General features: G+C 36.2%; 21 protein-coding genes and 1 tRNA gene. 16 read left to right on the forward strand and 6 right to left on the reverse strand.

Features of this window, described 5'->3' with window-relative positions; genetic code table 11:
- Positions 1-14: 14 nt before the first annotated feature.
- Complete coding sequence (locus tag ACKC4Y_RS03455) at positions 15-1,148, reverse strand: ABC transporter substrate-binding protein (protein ID WP_409361977.1); 1,134 nt, start codon at positions 1,146-1,148, stop codon at positions 15-17.
- 316 nt (positions 1,149-1,464) lie between these two features.
- Between ACKC4Y_RS03455 and ACKC4Y_RS03460 the strand changes: the two genes are divergently transcribed.
- The 4 genes from ACKC4Y_RS03460 to ACKC4Y_RS03475 all read left to right on the forward strand — a co-directional run bounded on the left by ACKC4Y_RS03460 (position 1,465) and on the right by ACKC4Y_RS03475 (position 4,450).
- A complete protein-coding gene (locus ACKC4Y_RS03460) occupies positions 1,465-2,040 on the forward strand; it encodes a cold-shock protein (protein ID WP_409361978.1) in 576 nt (191 codons plus the stop codon).
- Between the two features lie 278 nt (positions 2,041-2,318).
- Complete coding sequence (locus ACKC4Y_RS03465; protein WP_409361979.1) at positions 2,319-2,837, forward strand: DUF192 domain-containing protein; 519 nt, start codon at positions 2,319-2,321, stop codon at positions 2,835-2,837.
- Positions 2,834-3,607 (forward strand): alpha/beta fold hydrolase, encoded by a 774-nt coding sequence (locus ACKC4Y_RS03470; protein WP_409361980.1) that lies wholly within the window; start codon positions 2,834-2,836, stop codon positions 3,605-3,607. Before ACKC4Y_RS03465 ends, ACKC4Y_RS03470 begins: the two co-directional genes overlap by 4 nt.
- A 630-nt stretch (positions 3,608-4,237) precedes the next feature.
- Positions 4,238-4,450: a DUF3126 family protein gene (locus ACKC4Y_RS03475; protein WP_004864024.1), complete on the forward strand. Its 213-nt coding sequence runs from the start codon at positions 4,238-4,240 to the stop codon at positions 4,448-4,450.
- Between the two features lie 45 nt (positions 4,451-4,495).
- Here the strand turns inward: ACKC4Y_RS03475 and radC are convergent, their stop codons facing one another.
- From radC to sfsA, 3 genes are read right to left on the reverse strand one after another with little or no spacing between them, the layout of a single operon-like run.
- The gene (radC, locus tag ACKC4Y_RS03480) at positions 4,496-5,290 is read right to left on the reverse strand and encodes a RadC family protein (RefSeq protein WP_409361981.1); all 795 of its coding nucleotides are present in this window, start codon (positions 5,288-5,290) and stop codon (positions 4,496-4,498) included.
- A 17-nt stretch (positions 5,291-5,307) separates the two neighbouring features.
- Positions 5,308-6,138, reverse strand: a complete 831-nt coding sequence (gene map / locus ACKC4Y_RS03485) for a type I methionyl aminopeptidase (protein WP_409361982.1) — start codon at positions 6,136-6,138, stop codon at positions 5,308-5,310.
- On the reverse strand, positions 6,135-6,848 hold the full coding sequence (sfsA, locus tag ACKC4Y_RS03490; protein WP_409361983.1) for a DNA/RNA nuclease SfsA: 714 nt from the start codon (positions 6,846-6,848) through the stop codon (positions 6,135-6,137). The genes map and sfsA overlap by 4 nt, the downstream gene beginning before the upstream one ends.
- Positions 6,849-7,140: 292 nt before the next feature.
- On the opposite strand from sfsA, the gene ACKC4Y_RS03495 reads away from it, so the two are divergent.
- The 4 genes from ACKC4Y_RS03495 to ttcA all read left to right on the forward strand — a co-directional run bounded on the left by ACKC4Y_RS03495 (position 7,141) and on the right by ttcA (position 10,734).
- Complete coding sequence (locus tag ACKC4Y_RS03495; RefSeq protein WP_409361984.1) at positions 7,141-7,977, forward strand: RNA methyltransferase; 837 nt, start codon at positions 7,141-7,143, stop codon at positions 7,975-7,977.
- The gene (gene murI, locus ACKC4Y_RS03500; RefSeq protein WP_409362140.1) at positions 7,970-8,779 is read left to right on the forward strand and encodes a glutamate racemase; all 810 of its coding nucleotides are present in this window, start codon (positions 7,970-7,972) and stop codon (positions 8,777-8,779) included. Before ACKC4Y_RS03495 ends, murI begins: the two co-directional genes overlap by 8 nt.
- A 187-nt stretch (positions 8,780-8,966) precedes the next feature.
- Entirely contained in the window at positions 8,967-9,584 is a 618-nt protein-coding gene (rpsD, locus tag ACKC4Y_RS03505; RefSeq protein WP_409361985.1) for a 30S ribosomal protein S4, read from the forward strand.
- 271 nt (positions 9,585-9,855) lie between these two features.
- The gene (gene ttcA, locus ACKC4Y_RS03510; RefSeq protein ID WP_409361986.1) at positions 9,856-10,734 is read left to right on the forward strand and encodes a tRNA 2-thiocytidine(32) synthetase TtcA; all 879 of its coding nucleotides are present in this window, start codon (positions 9,856-9,858) and stop codon (positions 10,732-10,734) included.
- Between the two features lie 35 nt (positions 10,735-10,769).
- On the opposite strand, the gene rimO is transcribed toward ttcA, so the two are convergent.
- Both rimO and lexA read right to left on the reverse strand, forming a co-directional pair.
- Positions 10,770-12,083: a 30S ribosomal protein S12 methylthiotransferase RimO gene (gene rimO / locus ACKC4Y_RS03515; RefSeq protein WP_409361987.1), complete on the reverse strand. Its 1,314-nt coding sequence runs from the start codon at positions 12,081-12,083 to the stop codon at positions 10,770-10,772.
- 220 nt (positions 12,084-12,303) lie between these two features.
- Positions 12,304-13,017 carry a transcriptional repressor LexA gene (gene lexA / locus ACKC4Y_RS03520; RefSeq protein ID WP_409361988.1) on the reverse strand — a complete coding sequence of 238 codons (714 nt, stop codon included), beginning with the start codon at positions 13,015-13,017 and terminating at the stop codon, positions 12,304-12,306.
- 960 nt (positions 13,018-13,977) lie between these two features.
- Here lexA and ACKC4Y_RS03525 point away from each other — a divergent pair.
- The 8 genes from ACKC4Y_RS03525 to ACKC4Y_RS03560 all read left to right on the forward strand — a co-directional run bounded on the left by ACKC4Y_RS03525 (position 13,978) and on the right by ACKC4Y_RS03560 (position 21,958).
- Positions 13,978-14,053 (forward strand) — tRNA-Lys (locus ACKC4Y_RS03525).
- Positions 14,054-14,657: 604 nt separating this feature from the next.
- Positions 14,658-15,518 (forward strand): septal ring lytic transglycosylase RlpA family protein, encoded by an 861-nt coding sequence (locus tag ACKC4Y_RS03530; protein WP_409361989.1) that lies wholly within the window; start codon positions 14,658-14,660, stop codon positions 15,516-15,518.
- A gap of 344 nt (positions 15,519-15,862) precedes the next feature.
- Positions 15,863-17,026: a D-alanyl-D-alanine carboxypeptidase family protein gene (locus ACKC4Y_RS03535; protein ID WP_409361990.1), complete on the forward strand. Its 1,164-nt coding sequence runs from the start codon at positions 15,863-15,865 to the stop codon at positions 17,024-17,026.
- A gap of 31 nt (positions 17,027-17,057) precedes the next feature.
- On the forward strand, positions 17,058-17,702 hold the full coding sequence (tmk, locus tag ACKC4Y_RS03540; protein WP_409361991.1) for a dTMP kinase: 645 nt from the start codon (positions 17,058-17,060) through the stop codon (positions 17,700-17,702).
- The gene (locus tag ACKC4Y_RS03545) at positions 17,699-18,754 is read left to right on the forward strand and encodes a DNA polymerase III subunit delta' (RefSeq protein WP_409361992.1); all 1,056 of its coding nucleotides are present in this window, start codon (positions 17,699-17,701) and stop codon (positions 18,752-18,754) included. The genes tmk and ACKC4Y_RS03545 overlap by 4 nt, the downstream gene beginning before the upstream one ends.
- A 61-nt stretch (positions 18,755-18,815) precedes the next feature.
- Positions 18,816-20,375, forward strand: coding sequence for a methionine--tRNA ligase (gene metG / locus ACKC4Y_RS03550; RefSeq protein ID WP_409361993.1), 1,560 nt, complete (start codon positions 18,816-18,818; stop codon positions 20,373-20,375).
- A complete protein-coding gene (locus ACKC4Y_RS03555; RefSeq protein WP_409361994.1) occupies positions 20,365-21,138 on the forward strand; it encodes a TatD family hydrolase in 774 nt (257 codons plus the stop codon). Before metG ends, ACKC4Y_RS03555 begins: the two co-directional genes overlap by 11 nt.
- A 10-nt stretch (positions 21,139-21,148) precedes the next feature.
- Positions 21,149-21,958 carry an MBL fold metallo-hydrolase gene (locus ACKC4Y_RS03560; RefSeq protein ID WP_409361995.1) on the forward strand — a complete coding sequence of 270 codons (810 nt, stop codon included), beginning with the start codon at positions 21,149-21,151 and terminating at the stop codon, positions 21,956-21,958.
- Positions 21,959-22,039: the final 81 nt, after the last annotated feature.

Here is a 22,039-nt window from a genome sequence, read left to right on the forward strand (position 1 = left end):
ATTTTTCCTGTTTTTTAAAGAGCAGGTTTGACTTCATCTAAATAGACACGTTTCCCATCTTTTATTTCAATTACACCGATAGGAATTTTAGGATTATGGTTTTCATCCATAGACATAATACCAAAGGGTGTTTGAAAATCCTTTAATTTGCTAAGTTCTATAGTGATTTTTTCACGATCAGCACTACCAGCATTTTCAATAGCTTGCACGAACATCATATAACTCGTGTATCCTAAAACAGAATTGATATTTGGCTCCTGATCAGGATAAGCTGCTCTCCACTCATTTGTGAACTCTTGCGCAGCTGCTGACATGTTTGGCATGTCTTCACTGTAAGGGAGCGTTGTATGTAAGAACCCTTCTGCTGCTTTTCCTGCAATTGTTATAGTTTCTGGATTATCCATAGCATCTCCACCCATAATTCGAAATTTTGCACCCAGCTCACGGGCTTGCTTCATAATGATAGCACCTTCAGAAAAATAGGATGGGATAAATAAGATATCTGGTTTTTGTGCTATAATCTGCGTGAGAACAGCTGAAAAATCCTGATCTCCGGAATTGTAGTTTAAATTTGAGATAACTTCACCACCGAGTTTTTTAAAAGAGCGCATAAAATAACTTGCAAGACCAATCGCATAATCATTTGATATATCTTTGAGTATAGCAGCCTTTTTTGCGTGTAAAGTTTGAGTTGCGTAAGTTGCAATTCCTATACCTTGGTAGGAATCAATGAAGCAAGCACGAAAATAGTATTTTTTTCCCTGTGTAACGAGTGGATTTGTTGAGGAGGTTGCAATAGTTGGAGTCTTCGATTTTTCAGATATTTCCCCACCAGCTAATGAGAGTGAAGAGCCATAACTACCAATGATACCATTCACTTTTTCACTCGCAGTCAAACGCATAACAGCATTAGCAGCTTCCACTTTATCAGATTTATTATCAATGATAATCAGCTCAACTTTACGTCCCAATATTTCTGGAATCTTTTTATGTGCTAGCTGTATACCTTTCATTTCAAGCTCACCGCCAAATGCATTTTGACCACTTAATGGAAGGTAAACACCAATTTTAATAGGTTCATTGGCATAGACATTTGCTACAAGTACCATTACAGCTGCGAGGCTGGTGAGGATTTTCTTCAATTGCATTGCGCACTTTCCTTGAATTTATTGCGATTTTTGCACTTTATCTGGAACGTCTTCATCATGCAAGTTACACATCAACGAAAACATCATTACACATTGTATGAAAAATCTTTTGCACTACCTTCTTTTTAATAAGATATATGAATCGTATGATCAAATACTTTATGTAAAATTTAAATTTATGGATTGATCTGAGAACCGAAGATACGACAATATGGGGAAATCTTATCTTAGGGCTTGCGTGTTGATACAAGAGCAATGTTTACTTGATGTAGAGAATCAATATCATGAAATTTAGACCTACAGGATCACGTTTATTATGACGAGTAAGGATACATTAAAGGATTATTCCCTGTCTGAGGACAATAGAGGTGCTTGTGGTGAAATTGTTGAGATCAGTGGTGTTATTAAGTGGTTTGATGGTAGTAAGGGGTATGGGTTTATTGTCCCTGATTTACCTGATTTTCCGGATATATTATTGCACGTTACAGTAATGCGGAGGGATGGCTTTCAGACCGTTTTGGAAGGAGCTAAAGTTGTTTGTGCTGTAGAAAAAACTGAACGAGGATTGAAATGTGTTCAAGTAAAATCTATAGATTGTTCATCAGCTGTTCATCCGTCAGAAACTCCAGCTCGTACACATGTTGTTGTTATTCCAGAGAGTGGTTTAGAGCGCGCAATTGTTAAGTGGTTTAATCGCGATAAAGGCTTCGGGTTTCTTAGCCGCGGAGAGGGAACAGAAGATATTTTTATTCATATGGAAACTTTGCGCCGTTTTGGTTTAGCAGAACTTCGTTCTGGTCAAGTTGTTCTTGTCCGTTTTGGTAAAGGGGAAAAAGGCTTGATGACAGCAGAGATTTATCCCGATATAGGGTTTCCGTTTGCTACACATTGAGTTTCACTATGAAACAACATCATCTCTTTATTGTTTAGGGAAGGGGTGATGGTGCATATACATGTAAGCCAAATAGCCATAAAGCCAGTATGTGTTAAGAGAAGACATATCCGTGAGGTAATAATTCAAATGAAACCAACCGCAATATTGCATTGAGGGTAATAAGGAATACGCTCTTATTTTGCTTCTGTTTTTTTAATTTTGAAGCTTTTTATTTTATGCGACAGATTGTTTTATGCCACAAAGCTAATAAAGAGTTGTTTTGTGTGGAGATAAAAATGTTAAAGCTTTTTCAAAAAGGACGAATCATTGCGTTAGCGCTATTTTTTATGTTGGAAGTGACTGTAGCTGTAGCAAAGAAGCCCTTAGAGCTTCCTGTTCATCCAATTCCTTTAGAGATACAAACAAAGCAAGGCACGATTTCTTATAAAGTAGAGCTTGCTTTTACGCCATCTCAAGCAAAAGCTGGTTTGATGTATCGTACTGATTTTCCACGTGATCGTGCAATGCTCTTTAGACATCAGGGAAGCACTCAATTAAAAGATAAGCAAAAATTTTTTATGTGGATGGCAAATACACCTTTACCCTTAGATATGATCTTTTTAAACGCTGAGGGGGTCATTGTGTCGATTGTCGAAAAAACATCTCCCTTTTCAACCGATACAATTTCATCGGAAATTCCAGCGACTTTTGCACTTGAAGTTAACGCTGGTGAAGTTTCTGAAAAAAAAATACAAAAAGGACAACGTGTTCTTCATCCCGTCATTTGTGGAAAATGCGAAGGTAATGAAAAATGACAGCTGAAGATGTTCATTTTTTTGAATACGATGATTTGCGCTTTGCTTATCGAGAAGAAGGGCAGGGGGAACCTGTTTTGTTGATACATGGGTTTGGATCTTCTGCACGTGTGAATTGGTATGCAACAGGTTGGTTCCGTACCCTTACTGAAGCAGGATATCGTGTTGTTGCTCTTGATAATCGTGGGCATGGAGATTCAGCCAAAAGTTACAACCCTTCTTTTTATACGCCTCAAGCTATGGCTGGTGATGCGATGAAATTGTTGCAGCATTTAGGTTTATCTAAAGCGCATGTTATGGGATATTCTATGGGGGCTCGAATTAGTGCATTTATGGCTCTTTTGTACCCGACATATGTACACAGTGTTATTTTTGGTGGATTAGGTATTGGTATGGTAACAGGAGCAGGAAATTGGGAACCTGTTGCTGAAGCTCTTTTAGCAGAAGATGTTTCTACCATTACGAATCCACGTGGTTTGATGTTTCGTAAATTTGCAGATCAAACGAAAAGCGATAGGCGTGCTCTTTCTGCTTGTATCATTACATCAAAACAGGAGTTAACAGCATCGGAGGTTTACAAAATTAAGCAACCTGCACTGGTTGCTGTTGGTTCATCAGATGAGATTGGCGGTGCAGCAGAACCGTTAGCCGCTTTGTTGCCTCATGGTGAAGCACTAACAATTCTTGGTCGAGATCATATGCTTGCTGTAGGAGACAAGGTCTATAAAAAAGGCGTTATCGATTTTCTTTCTCGTTATCCTATCGTATGAGAATTACTCACAGTTTTTAGAACTTGCAGAAATATCCGATATTTTTTGTCTTGGATAAAGTAAAAGAGTTTGTTCAGAATGTTGGCTGTTATGATGTGCGTTTTTATTTAAAGGCGAAGGAAATAGGAGTAAGATTCTAGTTAGCTTATTTTGTATATTTGTATAGGGTGATTTCCTACGGGGATGTGCTGATAGTGTTTAAAGGATATTTTTTTAACTATGAAATAAGGGTTTTCATGGTAAACGAAAAAGCTATAAAATAAGAAAGTACTTCTATTTTATAGAGCTCTATTCTGAATAAATGGGCAAATATTTTAGTAGTTGACTGATGTTTTGTCAGAATATGTGTGTAAGCGCAGATAATAAAATTGGGGATAAAGTAAAAATTATTAAAAATGTACGGTTTTCTACCCGTTTTTTTTACTTTTGTGATCTATACGAGTATATTTAATAACGAATTAAAGCCTTTAAATAAGAGATATTCAGCAAAATTTAAAGATAATTGTGCTTTGGGTATAGGGCTAACCGAAGATCAGGAGTAAGATTTTTTTACTATCTTTACAGAATCCTAGGAGTGCCTTATTGGATGTTAAATCATTAATTAATAATCTCAAAAGACAGGAGAACATAGTGAATGCTGATGAAATAAAAAAACTTGACAGTTATTTAAAAAATACATTCCAAAATTCAGCATTGCAGGTAAGAGCACGGCCTAAAAAGGATGACTCTTGTGAGGTTTATATTGGGGATGAATTTTTAGGTGTTATTTATCGAGATGAAGATGAGGATGAATTATCATACAATTTCTCGATGGCCATATTAGATATTGATTTAGAAAATTGATTTTTTATGAAAAATTGAATGAAATTTTTCTTCATCCAAAGAGTTTTATATGAGTTTTTGCGCTTTAAAGCTTGTGTACCCATTGCGTCCTATAATAAGGTGGTCGTGAATAATAATTCCTAATGCATTTGCTGCATCTTTTAATCTATGTGTCATTGTTATATCCGCTTGAGAAGGTTTGGTATCGCCGGAGGGATGGTTGTGAACGAGAATAAGTCCTGACGCAGATAATTGCAAAGCTCGAGAAATTACTTCACGAGGATAGACAGGGGTATGATCAATGGTTCCAGTTTGTTGCACTTCATCGGCGAGTAAACCATGTTTTTTATCAAGAAATAAAACGCGGAACTGTTCGCGTGTTTCATGGGCCATGACAGCTTTACAATATGCTAATACTTTATCCCATGATGAAAAAATATCACGTTTACATAATTGTGCACGAGCAAGACGTCCTGCGACACCCGAAATAATTTTTAAGTCAATTGCAGTGGCAGGACCGCATCCTTGAACTTCCTGAAGTCGATGAATGTCGGCGCCTAGTACGTCGGCTAATGAGCCAAAATGTGCTATTAAGCTTTTTGCTATCGGTTTTGTATTTGCACGGGGGATCGTGCGAAAAAGTAATAATTCAAGATATTCATAGTCTTCGATGGCATTCCCTTTTGATTCCAAATAACGTTTACGCAGACGTTCGCGATGTCCATGATAATGCTTATGGGCTTGCAAATTTCTCTGAAGGGTTTCATTTTTTATTTCTGGTCTTGGATTAAGTGGGGAACTTGATGTTAATGCAAAATGATCGCTTTGGCTGTTTCCCTTTTTATTTAATTTTTTAGCCATGACAGTTCTATATTTATTTAAGCATATGAATTAGGAATATAAAAAATATTTTTAGGAGATTGCGTAAATATTTCACATCCTTCATTTGTTACACCAATTGTATGTTCGTACTGTGCACTAAGAGACCGATCACGCGTAACAGCAGTCCAGCCATCAGATAAAATCTTAACTTGTGGTTTTCCAAGATTAATCATGGGCTCAATTGTAAACATCATACCTTTTTTCAGTTCTATCCCTTCTCCAGGAGAGCCGTAATGTAGAATATTGGGTGCATCATGGAAAAGTTGGCCGATTCCATGTCCACAAAAGTCTCTTACAATTGAGCAGCGTTCAGATTCTGCATAGTGCTGAATTGCTGCACCAATATCACCAGTGGTTGCTCCGGGCTTAACTACAGCAATCCCGTTCATAAGACTTTCATATGTTATTTTTAATAGGCGCTCTGCAGCACGTCTAATTTTTCCAACAGGGTACATACGGCTTGAATCTCCATGCCAACTATCGAGAATAAAGGTTACATCAACATTAACAATATCGCCTTCTTGCAAGGGTCTTTTATTTGGGATTCCATGACAAACAACGTGATTGATAGATGTACAGCATGAATGACTGTATCCATGATAATTCAAATCAGCAGGGAGTGCTCCTTGTTTGGCACCAAAAGTAAACACAAAATCATCAATTTCTTGCGTGGTGACGCCAGGTTTAATAACGTCCGTAAGTGCATCAAGGCATTCTGCAGCAATGCGACCAACTTCACGCATTTTAGCAAAAGCGTAGTCATCAAAAATGCGGATTTGTCCGTTAAATTTTAAGGGGATTTTATTATATTCAACATAATCAGTCATTGTTTCTTCTGTTTTTTTATTTCCACTCGATGAATCGGAATAATACCTTCTATACTTACGTGACATTTTATAGCATAGAATTCTACCCCTGATTTTAATGCTAAATCAAATTTACGTCCATAGGTTGGATCAAGATCACGACAGATTGTAAAAGCTGAACAATCTTCTCGTTGAATCACATAAAGCATAGCGGCTCTTTTTCCTTGTTGTATAATTTTTATGAGCTCTTCAAGATGACGTGTACCGCGTTTTGTCTCAGTATCAGGAAATTCTGCTAGTCCTTTTTGGCGGATAAAATGGACATTTTTAACTTCTAGATAACAGTCAGGAAGAAGGTCATCACGCAGAAGAAAATCAATCCGTGATTGCATACCATAGCGTTGTTCCCTCAAGACTGTTTTATACCCGCTTAATTCTGGTAATAATCCCCCTTGAATTGCTTCTAATGCAAGTTTGTTGGGTAAATTCGTATTGATACCAACTAAAGTATTATTTGTTTCGACAATTTCTAATTGATATGCGTATTTCCGCGTGGGATTATTATTATATGAAAGCCAAATATTAGAATTTGGAGCTGTTAATCCGAGCATCGCCCCTGTATTAGGAACCGATACAGTGAAGATACATTGATCATCTTGTTTAACATCAGCAAGAAAACGTTTATAACGACGGATAAGTTTTGCAGGAAAAAGTTCGGGAATAAAGAGCATATTCCTTTTTTAGAGTGCATGCTTTCATAATACAACTAAATAAAACTAAGATTGTGATTTGTAAAAATTGTAAAATGTTAAACAAAGAAATATTACAATATCTTCCATCAACTTGCTCTAAACACAACAGCTTGTTCATTCTTTTAAATCCTTATACGTTAAATTTACAATTTTTAGTTGAAAAGATAATATTGACCATAATTTGTTATTTAAAAGGTTATTTCATGAATTATTTTTTAACAAGGCTGTATTCAAAAAAGAGAATATTTTAGGTGGAATTAGGTAGAGATTAATGGCTGGAACCAATAAAAATCGTAAAAATTTAACAAGTGGTCCAATTATTATTTTAGTTGAGCCGCAGCTACCTGAAAATATTGGTATGGTAGCAAGGGCAATGGCGAATTTTGGGCTTGCTAAGCTTCGATTAGTCAAACCTCGAGAAGAGTTTCCAAGTGAAAAAGCTAGAGCTGCAGCGAGTAAAGCAGATCATGTTATTAACGATGCAGTGATTTTTGATACATTACGTGACGCCATTGCAGATTTGCACTACGTTTTCGCCACAACGGCTCGTGAAAGATGTGGTTTTAAAACTGTAAAAAGTGCTGTAGAAGCAGCAAGTATCTTACGTCAACGTGAAAATATTGGGCATAGGACGGGTATTGTCTTTGGAAGAGAGAGGTGGGGACTGGTAAATGATGAAATAAGCCTTGTTGATGAAATCATCACTTTTCCGGTGAACCCTGCTTTTGCATCACTTAATATTGCACAAGCGGTTTTGCTTATGTCTTACGAATGGATGAAGTCAGGTTTGGAAGATGCAAGCGATACTGCTTTTCGTGCAATAGAGCTGGAACCAGCTGATAAAGCAACGTTTCATGGTTTTTTATCTCAATTAGAAGATGCTTTGGATATTCGTGGATATTTTAGACCTCAAGAACGCAAAGAGGTGATGCTTGCAAATCTGCGTTCTGTCTTTACGCGTGCTCATTTTAGCGAATCTGAAGTTCGCTTGCTACGGGGGATTATATCTTCACTAGAGCATTTTTCGCCTAAATTTCCACGAGGAAGTGGTGCGCCCGCAGAGCGTGATCGTAAAAAATTAAAAACAGGTGTGCAAAGTGATGGATGAACGACCTGTTCTTTTTTTTGATAGTGGTATTGGCGGTTTAACAGTGTTGAAGGAAGTGCGTCTTCTTATTCCTGAAACGCAATTTATTTATGTTGCTGACGATGCGGGATTCCCTTATGGAAATTGGGAAGAAAATGTCTTAGAAGACCACATTTTAAGGGTTTTTACAAATCTTTTAACACTTTATAATCCTGTCTTGTGTGTGATCGCTTGCAATACTGTTTCTACATTAATGATGGCAGATTTAAGAAAAAAATTTCCTCATATTCTTTTTGTAGGAACAGTTCCTGCAATTAAATTAGCAGCTGAACAAACAAAATCTGGTCTTATTTCAGTGTTAGCAACTCCTGGAACAGTGAAACGTGCGTATACACATGAGTTAATCAACACTTTTGCTGATCAATGTCATGTTCAGCTTGTTGGAAGTGAAAAGCTTGCTAGCTTCGCTGAAGATTATTTACGTGGAAAATCTGTTGATTTAAGAGAATTACGAAATGAAATCCTTCCATGCTTTGTTGAGAAAAATGGCAAATATACTGATATTATTGTGTTAGCTTGTACACATTATCCTTTTTTGATTCACCTATTTCGTGAACAAGCTTTATGGCCTGTTGAGTGGATTGATCCGGCAAAAGCTGTGGCAAAACACACAAGATCATTATTACCGGAAAGAATGAATCACCAAAACAAAAAGACGCATAATAAAGATTTTGCATTGTTTACATCGCAAAATATAACTTCTTCAACGAAGCGTTTGTTAAAAGGGTTTGGCTTAAATATTGTGAAAGGAGTTGACTTTTGAGTGTGAGATCAATAAAGCTATTCCAGCTTTTTCTTTCGAGAAATGGTATTAATTGACGTGTCCCGTGGATAACTTTGCATATTATGTGTTAAGGTATCCTGTCAGTCTTTGTATTCTAAGGCAGAGGAGGGCGCGTTTCCTTGAGGTCTTACTATGAGATCTTGTGTTTTATTTTTAAGGAAATGCGATGAGTAAACGCGAAACAACGAAGTATAAAATTGACCGCCGGATGGGAGAAAATATTTGGGGTCGTCCGAAGTCTCCTGTTAATCGCCGTGACTATGGTCCAGGTCAGCATGGACAACGCCGTAAGGGAAAACTTTCTGATTATGGTGTGCAATTGCGTGCTAAGCAGAAATTAAAAGGTTTTTACGGTGATATTTCAGAAAAACAATTTCGTAAAACTTATGCAGAAGCTGCTCGTCGGCGTGGTGATACGGGTGAAAATCTTATCGGCCTTTTGGAATCGCGTTTGGATGCTGTCGTTTACCGTGCAAAATTTGTACCGACAATTTTTGCTTCTCGCCAATTTATCAATCATGGTCATGTTAATGTAAATGGTCGGCGCACAAATATTCAGTCATATCGATGTAAACCAGGTGATGTAATTGAGGTTCGTGAGAAATCAAAACAGCTTGTTTTGGTTTTAGAATCGGTGCAATTGGCCGAACGTGATGTGCCTGAATATATTGAAGCGGATCATAATCAGATGAAGGCAACATTTACGCGTGTTCCTGCTTTTGCAGATGTTCCTTATGCTGTACAAATGGAACCCAATTTGGTTGTTGAGTTTTATTCTCGATAAATGCTCTAGAGGGGGGGATTGCTCTCTCGATTTTATGGCATACTCGGAAATTATATTGCTTTATAGTCTTTCGAGTTAACAGGCGTTTTTTATGAATGGTGCTATATCAAGTTTTTGTTATATTTTGTAGCAATTTGGCTTGTGTAGCTCCATTTCTTTTTACATACCTCATCTTATACAAAAATTAGTATAAGTTTAAACTGCACTCCATCTATTGTTATCTCGGTCATACTTTCAGAGTAAGATGTTTCTTGTGCAGGATTACGATATCATGGTTAATGAGTCAGTTGAATATCAGGAAATGAGAGAAAATATAGAAGAAACTGATCTTTTGATGAGAGAAGCTGATGATTGTCATCCAATATTTCGGATTACTCCTTCAACCGTAGAGTTTAATAAATTACGTAAACGGCTTTTGCGTCATATTCGGCAGGCATTTGATGATTTTTCTATGCTCTCTTCAGGAAAAAAATGGCTTGTTGCTTTATCAGGTGGAAAGGATTCTTACGGTTTATTAGCGCTTCTTATGGATTTAAAATGGCGTGGTCTTTTACCTGTCGAAATTTTGGCTTGTAATCTTGATCAAGGACAACCAGGTTTTCCAAAGCACATTCTTCCAGATTTTTTAAACTCTTATCAAATTCCATATCGCATTGAATATCAGGACACTTATTCCGTTGTAACGGACAAATTGTCACATACACAAACATATTGTTCTCTTTGTTCTCGGTTACGACGTGGTAATTTATACCGTATTGCACGTGAAGAGGGATGTTCTGCATTAGTTCTTGGGCATCACCGTGATGATGTTTTAGAGACATTTTTTATGAATTTATTTCACGGTGGGCGATTAGCAGCTATGCCTGGAAAGCTTATTAATGATGAAGGAGATCTTTTTGTTTTGCGCCCTCTTGTTTATGCTGCAGAGGAAGATATGGAGAAATTTTCTGAGGCAATGCAATTTCCTATTATTCCTTGTAATCTTTGCGGCAGTCAGGATGGTTTACAACGCAATGCAATGAAGGAAATGCTAAGTGATATCGAAAGAAGAATGCCTGGACGTAAAGACACTATGATTCGCGCCTTGAGCAATGTACGTCCAAGCCATTTGCTTGATAAAAAAATTTTTGATTTTAAAGACTTAATATAAATATTAAATGTTTAGATTTTAGCTTTTTTATAACTTCAAACCGCGATACCGTAAAGATCATAAGCATCTGATTGTTCGATTTTTACGGTGACAAATTCACCGACACGTAATGGCCGTCGTGATGATATATGCACAACACCATCTATTTCTGGAGCATCATATTGACTACGACCTTTTCCTACTTTGCCTTGACTTTCATCAATAAGAATTTGAAGTCTTTTTCCGATTTTTTTCTTTAAAAGATGATTGGAAATTTGTTGTTGCTTTGCCATAAAACGATGCCAGCGGTTTTCTTTTACTTCTTCAGAAATGTTTTCTAATCCCAAATCATTTGCGATAGCACCTTTTACTTCTTCATATTTAAAACAGCCAGCACGTTCAATTTTTACTTCCTCTAACCATTCAAGGAGTATGTTAAAATCTTCATTCGTTTCACCTGGAAAACCGACAATAAATGTTGATCGCAAAGTGAGATCTGGGCAAATTTCTCGCCACTTTTCAATTCTACGATTTATTTTTTCCATAAGGGCAGGACGTTTCATATTACGCAAAACACTTGGTGATGCATGCTGAAAAGGGATATCCAGATAAGGCAGAATTTTTCTTTCAGCCATTAATTCAATAACTTCATCAACATGAGGATAAGGATAAACATAATGCATACGTATCCAAATACCCATATTGCCTAATTCGCGACAAAGATCAAAAAATTTTGTTTTTACTGTGCGATCTTTCCAAGGAGTTTCCAAATATTTAATATCAATGCCGTAAGCACTGGTATCTTGTGAAATAACCAAAAGCTCTTTTACGCCTGCTTGTACCAGTTTTTCAGCTTCGCGAAGAACATCGCTGATGGGACGTGAGGTAAGATTACCGCGCAGAGTAGGGATAATGCAAAAGCTACACCGATTAGAGCATCCTTCAGAAATTTTTAAATAAGCATAATGGCGTGGTGTTAAACGAATATCTTGAGGGGGAACTAAATCAATAAAAGGATCATGAACTGGAGGAATTGCTGAATGAACAGCTTGTATAACGCTTTCATAGGCTTGTGGTCCTGTAATAGCCAACACATTAGGGTGTGCTTGGCGAATAACATCAGGATCAGCACCAAGACATCCAGTTACAATAACTTTTCCATTTTCTTTGAGAGCTTCATCAATATTAGCGAGTGATTCATTTCGGGCAGAATCAAGAAAACCACAGGTATTTACAATAACGAGATCAGCACCTTGATGTTTGCGTGAGATTTCATAACCTTCGGAACGAAGGCTTGTAATAATTCGCTCAGAATCTACAAGTGCTTTTGGACATCCAAGGGAAACAAAACTAATACGAGGCGCTGCCATGATAATCCTTGCAACTCTATGATGACAATCGAATTTTATCTTCTACTTTATTAAGAATAAAACATTCTTTTTATCTTTTTACATACGAAAAACAGTTTTTTATAAAGTTTTTTATTTTTTGCCACAAATGTTATGAGTGTAGGTAGCATAATGCACGAAAAAATAATATTACAATCTTATGTTGAATATACGGAGCGCTCTAGATAAGTTTTTTTATTTTCTAATACTTGCGAATAAGTCCGACAAGCTTACCTTGTATCTGTATATGCTCAGGTCTGTATGTGCGTGTTTCATAGTGTGGATTTGCAGCTTCCAAAGCAATAGAGGCTCCTTTGCGTCGATAACGTTTTAAGGTGGCTTCTTCATTATCAACAAGTGCAACAATAATCTCACCTGGCATCGCTGTATTTTGGCGTCTAACAATTATAGTATCTTTATCAAGAATTCCTGCTTCAATCATAGAGTCATCTTTGACTTCTAAGGCATAATGTTCCCCCAAGTTAAGCATATCTGGTGGCAAACAAAGCGTATTTATTTGTTGCTGTATAGCGGAAATAGGGACAGCAGCAGCAATGCGCCCCATAATGGGAATGGTAATATTTTTTTTATCTTCTTCATCAGAATTATCAAAATTGCCAAAGTTTTTGGGTATTTTTCTTTTATTATTTTCTATTACACTAGAAGAAATTTTACGAGCTGAAGAAAGGTTAAATGTTATTTTCTCAGGAAGTCGCACAACTTCTACTGCGCGGGCACGATTTGGCAAACGGCGTATAAAACCTCGTTGTTCTAGAGCTGTAATAAGTCGATGAATGCCAGATTTTGATGCAAGCTCTAATGCAATTTTCATTTCATCAAAGGAGGGTGGAATACCAATGTCTTTCATATGATTGTGAATGAATAAGAGTAGCTCATATTGTTTACATGTCAGCATTCAATGTTCCAATCAAAATAATCGAAAAGGAAAAGAGATCAAAAATAAAATATATGTGTCCCTTATTATTTTACATTTTTTCAACATAAATCAAAATGAATTATTTATAGATAATATATGTAAACATACTATTTTATATATATTAGTATATTTTGAATATATCAAAAATTTTACTTATAAAAAATAATATTTTTTAATATAGATATAGGTTTATATTAAATTTTAATATATTTTAGTTAGAGAAATTATTTTAATATAAATTCCGTAATCAGTTTTTATAAAGATTTATATGCATTTTCTAAGAAGATAGCTGGATATTTTATAATTTCTTCATAAAGGAGGAAAATTACTTTATCCAATTTAATATGAATAATAGTTCAAGACGCGTTTAGAATCATTTTACATATTATTTTTATTTTTTGTCTTTATGGTGTGATATATTTTCAACATCATTGTAACAGTTCCAGATCTCTGATTCGTTTTTGCTTTACTTCTGTATAATAATGGGGTTCTGGGAGACGGTTATAATACTTTATTGAAAGTATATCCACATATGGAAAGCGGGAGAAAAAACTTTAAAGGTATAAAAATAGATGTTTATATTCCATGAATATATGATCTTTTAATACCTTCTGATAAATATATTTTCTTTTGCTTTATTCGTTATACTCAACAAATAGCGGGTAGTTTTGGTTTGTTTCTTGTTCGCTTTGATTATTGTACGGTGCCCTACATGCATTCCTGCTTCTCGTAATTTCGAAATGTTCATTATTTTGTATTTCAGAAACTACGAGGCATTTTTATGCCTAAATTATACTTTTATCCAAACTCAAAAAGAAAAAAAGCAGAAAAATATTGATAACTAAAGCGAAGAATAATTTTTTTTTCGAAAAGTGTTGACCAAATGAAAAGTCAACCGTATGTTCCACTGACTTTCTACAAGCAAGATGGCTTGTTTGGGAGCGCGTAGCTCAGCTGGTAGAGCAACTGACTTTTAATCAGTAGGTCCAGGGTTCGAATCCCTGCGCGCTCACCATATTTCAATAAAATCAATATCTATATAAGTACGGGAATCTTAAATTCTTTAATTCTGTAAATTGATTTTATCTATCCCGGATTGTTTAGAGCTTTTTAATTGATTTTATTATGAGTCGTTTTCTATTCAGTTTCTCTTCTGTTATAGGGTTATGCTTTTCTGTCTTCTGTCCAGTTCAAAAATGCTTTAACTTTTTATAAGGTAACTTCTACATTAGCTGCACATATTGCTACTAACTTTCTTAATCCATGTGCTATTTTATTAAATAACAGTTATTTTTTGCATTAATTGAAGTAGTTTACTGTTCCTTATGCAGAGGAATTTTACTTATTCACAATTTATATTATGAAATCACTTATTTAGTTAATATACTGATTTTTCTATTTTTTTGTTCATTAAATCTTCTATTAGAGTGCTTTTATTTTTTTGAGCAGACAACAAAAAATGATTAACAATGTATTAATTTCTTGATAAAAAGTGAATTTTAAGCGTACCCTGCTCAGGCGAGGGGAATCATCATTGAAATCTGAGTTCCCCTATAACGTACAGAAAGTGCGGCGTGTTTTTTGCAGTAAGTACTCAATAGAAATAAGCGGGCTGATAGATGCTTTTAAACAGCAAAAAAAAATTTACTCCCTTTGTTAAACTAACATTGCAATTTGTTTCTGTGTTAGCGGTTTCCCAGTTGTTGGTATCGTGCTGTGCAAGCCAAACAACACATACAGCTGATACAGTGACTGTTGTTCTGCCTGAAAAAAAAATAAGTGGGAAAAATCAATCCAAAGGAGAGGGGAGTAGGCGATCTGTTATCGGGAAACCTTATCAAATAAAAGGAAAGTGGTACTATCCCCAACATGATCCGGCCTATAAACGTGTTGGAGAAGCATCGTGGTATGGTGCAGATTTTCATGGGCGTTTAACAGCAAATGGTGAGATCTATGATATGAATCTCTTGACTGCTGCTCACCCTACAATGCCTTTACCAAGTTATGCTCGTGTTACTAATTTGGAAAATGGATCTTCACTCATTGTTAGAGTGAATGATCGCGGCCCTTTTATGAAGGACAGAATCATTGATTTATCAAAAAAAGCCGCGGCAATACTTGGTTATGAAAAGGCTGGTGTAGCGAATGTTAAAGTAGAGTATATTGCTGAAGCACCCGCTGGCTACTATGATGAGGCTTATTTAATGTCCTCTTATACACCGAGGAATTCCCTTTCGTATTCGTTAGCATTGGCAGATACTCCGAAAAAAAGAGAAAACATCATATTAGGGGAGAAAAATATAGGCAGCAAAGAACGATCAGCTAAAACAACTGTTGAACAAAAACAACCGAAAACTGTTTCAATAAAGTTGCCAGAGATTGGTCCTGTTCTGGTTGATAAGCCACCGTTGTTCGCTCAGATGGCCTCTATAAATAAACCAAACAAAAAGACAAAGGTAAATTGGTTGCAACTGTTTTAAGAAGGGCGTGCATTAATTTTCAAGTTGTTCAAAAGCTCTAAACGAAAAATAATCAAAAGATGTTGATTGTTATAGGATCCTCATGAATAGCATCAGATTGCGTGTTTTTTATAAAAAAACACCGAGTAAAAGTTTTTTGTAATTTCCACGTATTTAAAATGTTAAAAATTAATCGCTAGGCGAAGAACAAAACGATATCATGTGCTTTATTTTAATGTTGGGCAAAAATGAAAATCTGTTTTCAAGCTGCAACTGATTCCTTGTCTACAAAAATAAACAAATCTTTCCTTGTATAAGGGTATCCTTTATGCTGATTCTTTAGATATGGGATGGGAGAGTCGGTTATGCACACGACATTAAGGATTTTATTTACCTTATTTTGGATGTTTACATTGGAGGGGAGAGGGAAAGCGCAAGATTTTCAAACTTCTGCATCGCAATTACTCTTATTAGATAATGGCACTGATACAATACTTTTTGAAAAACAGAGTGATATTACTTTCCCCCCTGCTTCATTAGCAAAATTGATGACGGCTGAAGTCATATTTTATCAATTAAAACAAGGATTATTAAGCAACACACAAACATTCACAGTAAGTGAAAATGCTTGGCGTAAGGGGGGAGCTCCATCCGGTACAACCACAATGTTTGCGAAAGTGAAGTCAGAAATTAGTGTTTCTGATCTTTTGCGTGGTTTAATTGTTGTAAACGGAAATGACGCCGCTATTACCCTTGCTGAAGGAGTATCGGGAAATGAGTCTGATTTTGCAAAACTAATGAATCAACGAGCAAAAGCACTTGGATTATCGCATAGCCATTTTGTTAATGCAACAGGGCTTCCAGAAGAGGGGCAGTTTGTGACATTGCGTGATATGGTTGCATTAGTGCGTCATATTGCTCGTGAATATCCTGATTATTATGTGCTTTACCGTGAACCTTACTTTACTTGGAATAAGATTTTTCAACGTAACAAAAATCCTCTTATTTCTAAAAAAATTGGTGTAGAAGGGTTCGGATTCGGCTACAGTGAAGAAGAAGGCTTTTCAATGGTTATTGCTGCCTATAAAAATCATCGACGTCTTTTTTTAGCAATAAATGGTTTGCAAGATGGTAAAGGACAGACAAAAGAAGTAGAACGTATTCTTCAGTGGGGAATGACAGCCTTTGATCTTAAAACGATTTTCACAAAGGGAGAAATGGTTGGCAGTGCTTCTATTTACGGCGGGGTGCGAAATTCTGTCCACCTCATTGTTAAAGAGCCAATAAGCTTTATGCTTTCAAATGAAAAAAAAATGAATGTTAAAGCAAAAATTAAATATCGCGGTCCATTGAAAGCTCCTATCGCTTTAGGACAACCAGTCGGTGTTCTCCAAATTTTAGAAGATAAAAAGATTCTTCTCGAAAAGCCAGTTTTTGCTGGGATCGATGTTCAAGAAGGAAGCTTCTTTGCAAAGGTAAAAAATGCATTCTATGAAATAACAATTGGATGGTTACGGAAATATTTATAGTACGTGCTAAATTAAGGGGTAAGGTTCATAGGTGTCTGGTTATTTTATCACATTTGAAGGAGGGGAAGGAGTAGGAAAAACAACACAAATTTCTTTTCTTGCTCAGTATCTCTGTAGTAGAGGCTATGATGTTCTTACAACAAGAGAACCAGGAGGGACGGCAGGTGCAGAAGCAATCCGTCACATTTTGTTGTCAGGTCAGGCACAACACTATGGTTCTCTGATTGAAGTGGTTTTGCTTACAGCAGCACGCATCGATCATGTTACCGAAGTCATTATCCCTTCTTTGAAAAAAGGAAAAGTTGTTTTATGTGATCGCTTTATTGATTCTACACGTGTTTACCAAGGTCTCAATAATACAGTGAGTTCCTCCACTCTTTCAGCTTTAGAATGTGTTGCACTCAATGGGATAATGCCTAATCTAACATTTTTGTTAGATATACCAGCAACGTGTGGTATGGAGCGCGCAAATTTACGAAGGAAAAAAGCAGAAACGATAGATTATTTTGAAAAAGATAATTTGGAGATTCAAGAACAAAGACGCAAAGCTTTTCTTCAATTGGCAAAACAGGAACCTCATCGGTTTCGTGTGATTGATGCGACAGGTGCGGTGGAAGTCATTGCACATCAAATAAAAGATATTTGTTCTCAGGTAATGTTGGATCAACTTCCATGAATGATGTAAATTTTTTGCGCCAATATGATGATATCGATACAGTTTTATCACCTTCACAGAATAATATTATCTTTGGCCATGAGGCTGCTCGTCATTTTTTGGCACAAATGCGTAAGGATGAGCGTTTACATCATGCGTTATTATTGGAAGGAGAGCGCGGAATTGGAAAGGCAACTTTAGCGTTTCACCTTGCTTGGAATATTTTAAGCTCTCAAAAAGGTGATTTTCTGCAACCAGAGCATAATTCAATCACATGGCGTCAAATTATGCAGGGAAGTCACCCTAGTCTTTTGCACGTTTCACGTCGCTTTGATGCAAAAACGCAAAAATTTAAAACAGGTATACTCATTGATGATATCCGCGATATTATGCATTTTTTAAACCAAACATCACAAGATAATGAGTGGCGCATTGTTATCATTGATTCTGCGGATGATATGAATAGAAGTGCGGCTAATGCAATTCTCAAAACACTGGAAGAACCTCCTGCAAAGACGTTATTTATTCTTATCACACACTCTTCAGGAAGACTCCCTCCAACAATTCGCTCACGGTGCCAACAAATCTCTTTGCGACCATTACGCGATGATGAGATGAAAAAAGTTATTACACATGTTTTTTCCAATCAGGATGTAACTGATGAAGAAATTGTTGAGAGAATTATTCCAAGATCCAAAGGAAGTCCTCGAAGAGCAGCTTTACTTATTTGTCACGGCGGTCTCGAAACTGTTAAAACCATTGATATGTTTTTAGAACAATCTGTTTGCAATCTAGTTATTGTACATACTCTTGCACAAACACTTTCGTCCCCTCTTTCCAGTACTCAATTTCAACAATTTTGTGATGAAATTCTTGATAGAATTGAAAAAAGAGCTATCATGCTTGCTGAAAGAGGAGATTTGGCTCTCTCAAAAAAATGTGCGCAGGCGTGGCAGGAGATTCATAAAGAGATAGGGGAAATACAATCATTTAATCTCGATAAAAAGCAATTTATTATCAATCTGCTTTTTAGAGTTCATAAGATCATTCGTGAGATTGAGCTTTTTCCGTGACAATGTAATTAACAGACGTTATGTCATTGTATCTTGTATTGCTTTTCACAACGAGTCTGACATGCGTGACACCTATTATATAACAACTCCAATTTTTTATCCTAATGGCACTCCACATATTGGGCATGCCTATAGTGCAATTGCAAGCGATGTTTTGGCCCGTTTTCAACGGTTAGACGGAAAAAATGTATTTTTTCTCTCTGGTACGGATGAGCACGGTTTAAAGATGCAACAAACAGCAGCAGCATCTGGTGTAACACCTAAGCAACTTGCAGATCGTAACAGTGCTGTGTTTCAAAAAATGCTTGTAGTATTAAATTGTTCTAACGATGATTTCATACGTACAACAGAAGAGCGCCATTATCAAGCTTGTCAAGAGATTTGGAAAAAAATGGAAGCGAATGGTGATATTTATCTTGGACGTTATACTGGTTGGTATTCGGTTCGTCAGGAATCCTATTATGAAGAGAAAGATACTGAAGTTGGAGAAGATAACATCCGCCGCGAAAAGGAATTAGGCTCTCCAGTTGAATGGAACGAAGAAGAAAGTTATTTTTTTAGGCTTTCCCGTTATGAAAAAGCTCTTCTTGAATATTATGAAAAACACCCTGATTTTATTGCTCCACTTGAACGACGGAACGAAGTTATAAGTTTTATAAAATCCGGTTTAAAAGATATTTCCATTTCACGAGCAAGTTTTAATTGGGGAATTCCTGTTCCAAGTAATCCAAAGCACGTGATGTATGTATGGGTTGATGCGCTTACAAATTACCTGTCTGCAATTGATTTTTTCGATAAAAATTCAAAAAAACGTGATTTTTGGCCTGCAAATGTTCATATCATTGGTAAAGATATTATTCGCTTTCATGCAGTCTATTGGCCAGCATTTTTAATGTCTGCTGGAATTGAATTGCCTAAGTGTGTTTTTGCTCATGGTTTTTTACTCAATCGCGGTGCAAAAATGTCAAAGTCCATTGGAAACGTCGTTGATCCTTTTAAAATGGTTGATCACTATGGTATTGATCAGTTTCGTTATTTTCTTCTTCGTGAAGTGCCATTTGGACAAGATGGTAGTTATAGCCATGATAGTTTTGTGAATCGCATTAATGCGGATCTTGCTAATGATCTTGGTAATTTAGCACAGCGCTCTTTGTCCATGATTGCCAAAAATTGCGATGCTAAAGTTCCTATACCAGCTGCATTTTTAGTTCAAGATCAACAGCTTTTAGAACACTCTCTTCAAGCGCTTGAAATTATACGCAAAGCCATGTCTTCTCATGGGATGCACTTAGCACTTTCAGCTATTTTTTCAGTCGTGGCAGATGCTAATCGCTATTTTGCCAGTGAACAACCTTGGAGTTTACGAAAAAGTAATCCAGAAAGATTTTCTACAGTTCTTTACATAACTGTAGAAGTTCTACGGCAAATAGGAATTATGCTGTTACCTTTCATACCACAATCAGCGGCCAAGCTTCTTGATAGCCTTGCGATTGCAGAAGACAATCGGTTATTGCACCATATCAGTAATTCAAAAATTCAAGCAGGTCTTGATCTTCCTCCACCAGAGCCAATTTTCCCCCGTTATATCTTGAAGAAAGACGAAAATCATCATGTTGATTGATACACATTGTCATCTTGATTTTGAAGATTTTTCACAATATTTGGATGATGTTATCCAACGGGCTTTAGATGCTGATGTTAAACGTATGATAACAATTTCAACACATGTTCATAAGTTGGATAAACTTTTAGCAATTGCGCAAACTTATGAGCAAGTCTTTTGTTCCGTTGGCACGCATCCCAATCATGCCCATGAAGAACAAAATATTACAGCTGAAAGCCTTATTAATCACTCGAAGCATCCAAAAATTATTGCATTTGGAGAAGTGGGGCTTGATTATCATTATGATTATTCTTCACCAAAAGAGCAAAAGAAAATTTTCCAAGAACATATTATCGCTTCTCGAGAAACACAACTCCCTCTTGTTATACATTCACGCAATGCGGATGAAGATATGGAGCAAATATTACGTGAACAGATAAAAGAGGGCACTTTTCCATTTGTCCTTCATTGTTATTCATCTGGGATGCAACTTGCTCGTGCTGGCATTGAACTTGGTGGTTATATTTCCTTTTCAGGTATTCTTACTTTTAAAAATGCCCTTGAAATTCGTGAAATAGCAAAAATTGTACCTCTTGAGCATTTATTAGTGGAAACAGATGCACCATTTTTAGCACCTGTTCCTCATCGAGGTAAAACAAATGAACCATCTTTTTTACACTATACAGCAACTACTTTAGCTGAAACAATTGGTTTAAGTCTTGAGGAAATAGCTCAAATAACAACGCACAATGCTTTTCGTTTATTTAGTAAAATGAAATAAGGCAAAAGGTATGTTTGATCGGTACCGATTTACAATATTAGGCTGTGGTTCTTCTCCAGGAGTGCCACGCCCCAATGGTGATTGGGGAGTATGTGATCCCAATAATCCCAAAAATAAACGTTACAGAAGTTCTTTATTAGTTGAACGCATTAAACCATCAGGAAAAAAAACAACAGTCGTTATTGATACTGGTCCAGATTTTCGATCACAAATGATCGATGCGCGTGTGAAACATCTTGATGCTGCACTTTATACGCATTCTCATGCAGATCATATTCACGGTATTGACGATTTACGCAGCTATGCACTTGCCCAAAAATGTTTAATAGATATTTATGCAGATGCGTTTACACTAGAGCATTTGAAAAATGCATTCGGATATTGTTTTCAAAAGCCAAAAGGTTCATCTTATTCCCCTATTTTAAAAGAGCATACGATCAACGAAGATAGTCAATTTATAATTCAGGGGCAGGGAGGTGCAATAACAGTCAATGTACATTTACAATATCATGGAACTATCCATTCTTTAGGTTTTCGTATCGGTAATGTTGCTTATTGTACAGATGTTAGTAAATTTCCTGAAAAGACGTTACCAAAATTAATGAATTTGGATGTTTTAATTATTGAATCCCTTCAATTTGAACCTCATCCGAGTCATCTTTCCGTTGATCAAGCATTGCAATGGATAAAATATTTAAAACCAAAACAAGCCATACTTACACATATGGATAGATCACTTGATTACAATGAGGTTGTAAATTACGTTCCAGCACATGTTAAACCTGCCCATCAAGGACTTTTTTTTGAAACAAATGCATAGTTAATCTCACTAATAAATTATGTTTAATTTTAGTCTTTATTTTGTTTTTTATTTGATAGATGACAAAGTTGTCAGCATGTG

This window comes from Bartonella heixiaziensis, from assembly GCF_046245125.2.
GTDB lineage: Bacteria > Pseudomonadota > Alphaproteobacteria > Rhizobiales > Rhizobiaceae > Bartonella > Bartonella heixiaziensis.

What these genes read in the sequence shown, in the direction of transcription:
- ACKC4Y_RS03455 (WP_409361977.1), bottom strand. Translation starts at nt 1,148, where the DNA reads ATGCAATTGAAGAAAATCCTCACCAGCCTCGCAGCTGTAATGGTACTT.
- ACKC4Y_RS03460 (WP_409361978.1), top strand. Translation starts at nt 1,465, where the DNA reads ATGACGAGTAAGGATACATTAAAGGATTATTCCCTGTCTGAGGACAAT.
- ACKC4Y_RS03465 (WP_409361979.1), top strand. Translation starts at nt 2,319, where the DNA reads ATGTTAAAGCTTTTTCAAAAAGGACGAATCATTGCGTTAGCGCTATTT.
- ACKC4Y_RS03470 (WP_409361980.1), top strand. Translation starts at nt 2,834, where the DNA reads ATGACAGCTGAAGATGTTCATTTTTTTGAATACGATGATTTGCGCTTT.
- radC (WP_409361981.1), bottom strand. Translation starts at nt 5,290, where the DNA reads ATGGCTAAAAAATTAAATAAAAAGGGAAACAGCCAAAGCGATCATTTT.
- map (WP_409361982.1), bottom strand. Translation starts at nt 6,138, where the DNA reads ATGACTGATTATGTTGAATATAATAAAATCCCCTTAAAATTTAACGGA.
- sfsA (WP_409361983.1), bottom strand. Translation starts at nt 6,848, where the DNA reads ATGCTCTTTATTCCCGAACTTTTTCCTGCAAAACTTATCCGTCGTTAT.
- ACKC4Y_RS03495 (WP_409361984.1), top strand. Translation starts at nt 7,141, where the DNA reads ATGGCTGGAACCAATAAAAATCGTAAAAATTTAACAAGTGGTCCAATT.
- murI (WP_409362140.1), top strand. Translation starts at nt 7,970, where the DNA reads ATGGATGAACGACCTGTTCTTTTTTTTGATAGTGGTATTGGCGGTTTA.
- rpsD (WP_409361985.1), top strand. Translation starts at nt 8,967, where the DNA reads ATGAGTAAACGCGAAACAACGAAGTATAAAATTGACCGCCGGATGGGA.
- ttcA (WP_409361986.1), top strand. Translation starts at nt 9,856, where the DNA reads ATGGTTAATGAGTCAGTTGAATATCAGGAAATGAGAGAAAATATAGAA.
- rimO (WP_409361987.1), bottom strand. Translation starts at nt 12,083, where the DNA reads ATGGCAGCGCCTCGTATTAGTTTTGTTTCCCTTGGATGTCCAAAAGCA.
- lexA (WP_409361988.1), bottom strand. Translation starts at nt 13,017, where the DNA reads ATGCTGACATGTAAACAATATGAGCTACTCTTATTCATTCACAATCAT.
- ACKC4Y_RS03530 (WP_409361989.1), top strand. Translation starts at nt 14,658, where the DNA reads ATGCTTTTAAACAGCAAAAAAAAATTTACTCCCTTTGTTAAACTAACA.
- ACKC4Y_RS03535 (WP_409361990.1), top strand. Translation starts at nt 15,863, where the DNA reads ATGCACACGACATTAAGGATTTTATTTACCTTATTTTGGATGTTTACA.
- ACKC4Y_RS03545 (WP_409361992.1), top strand. Translation starts at nt 17,699, where the DNA reads ATGAATGATGTAAATTTTTTGCGCCAATATGATGATATCGATACAGTT.
- metG (WP_409361993.1), top strand. Translation starts at nt 18,816, where the DNA reads ATGCGTGACACCTATTATATAACAACTCCAATTTTTTATCCTAATGGC.
- ACKC4Y_RS03555 (WP_409361994.1), top strand. Translation starts at nt 20,365, where the DNA reads ATGTTGATTGATACACATTGTCATCTTGATTTTGAAGATTTTTCACAA.
- ACKC4Y_RS03560 (WP_409361995.1), top strand. Translation starts at nt 21,149, where the DNA reads ATGTTTGATCGGTACCGATTTACAATATTAGGCTGTGGTTCTTCTCCA.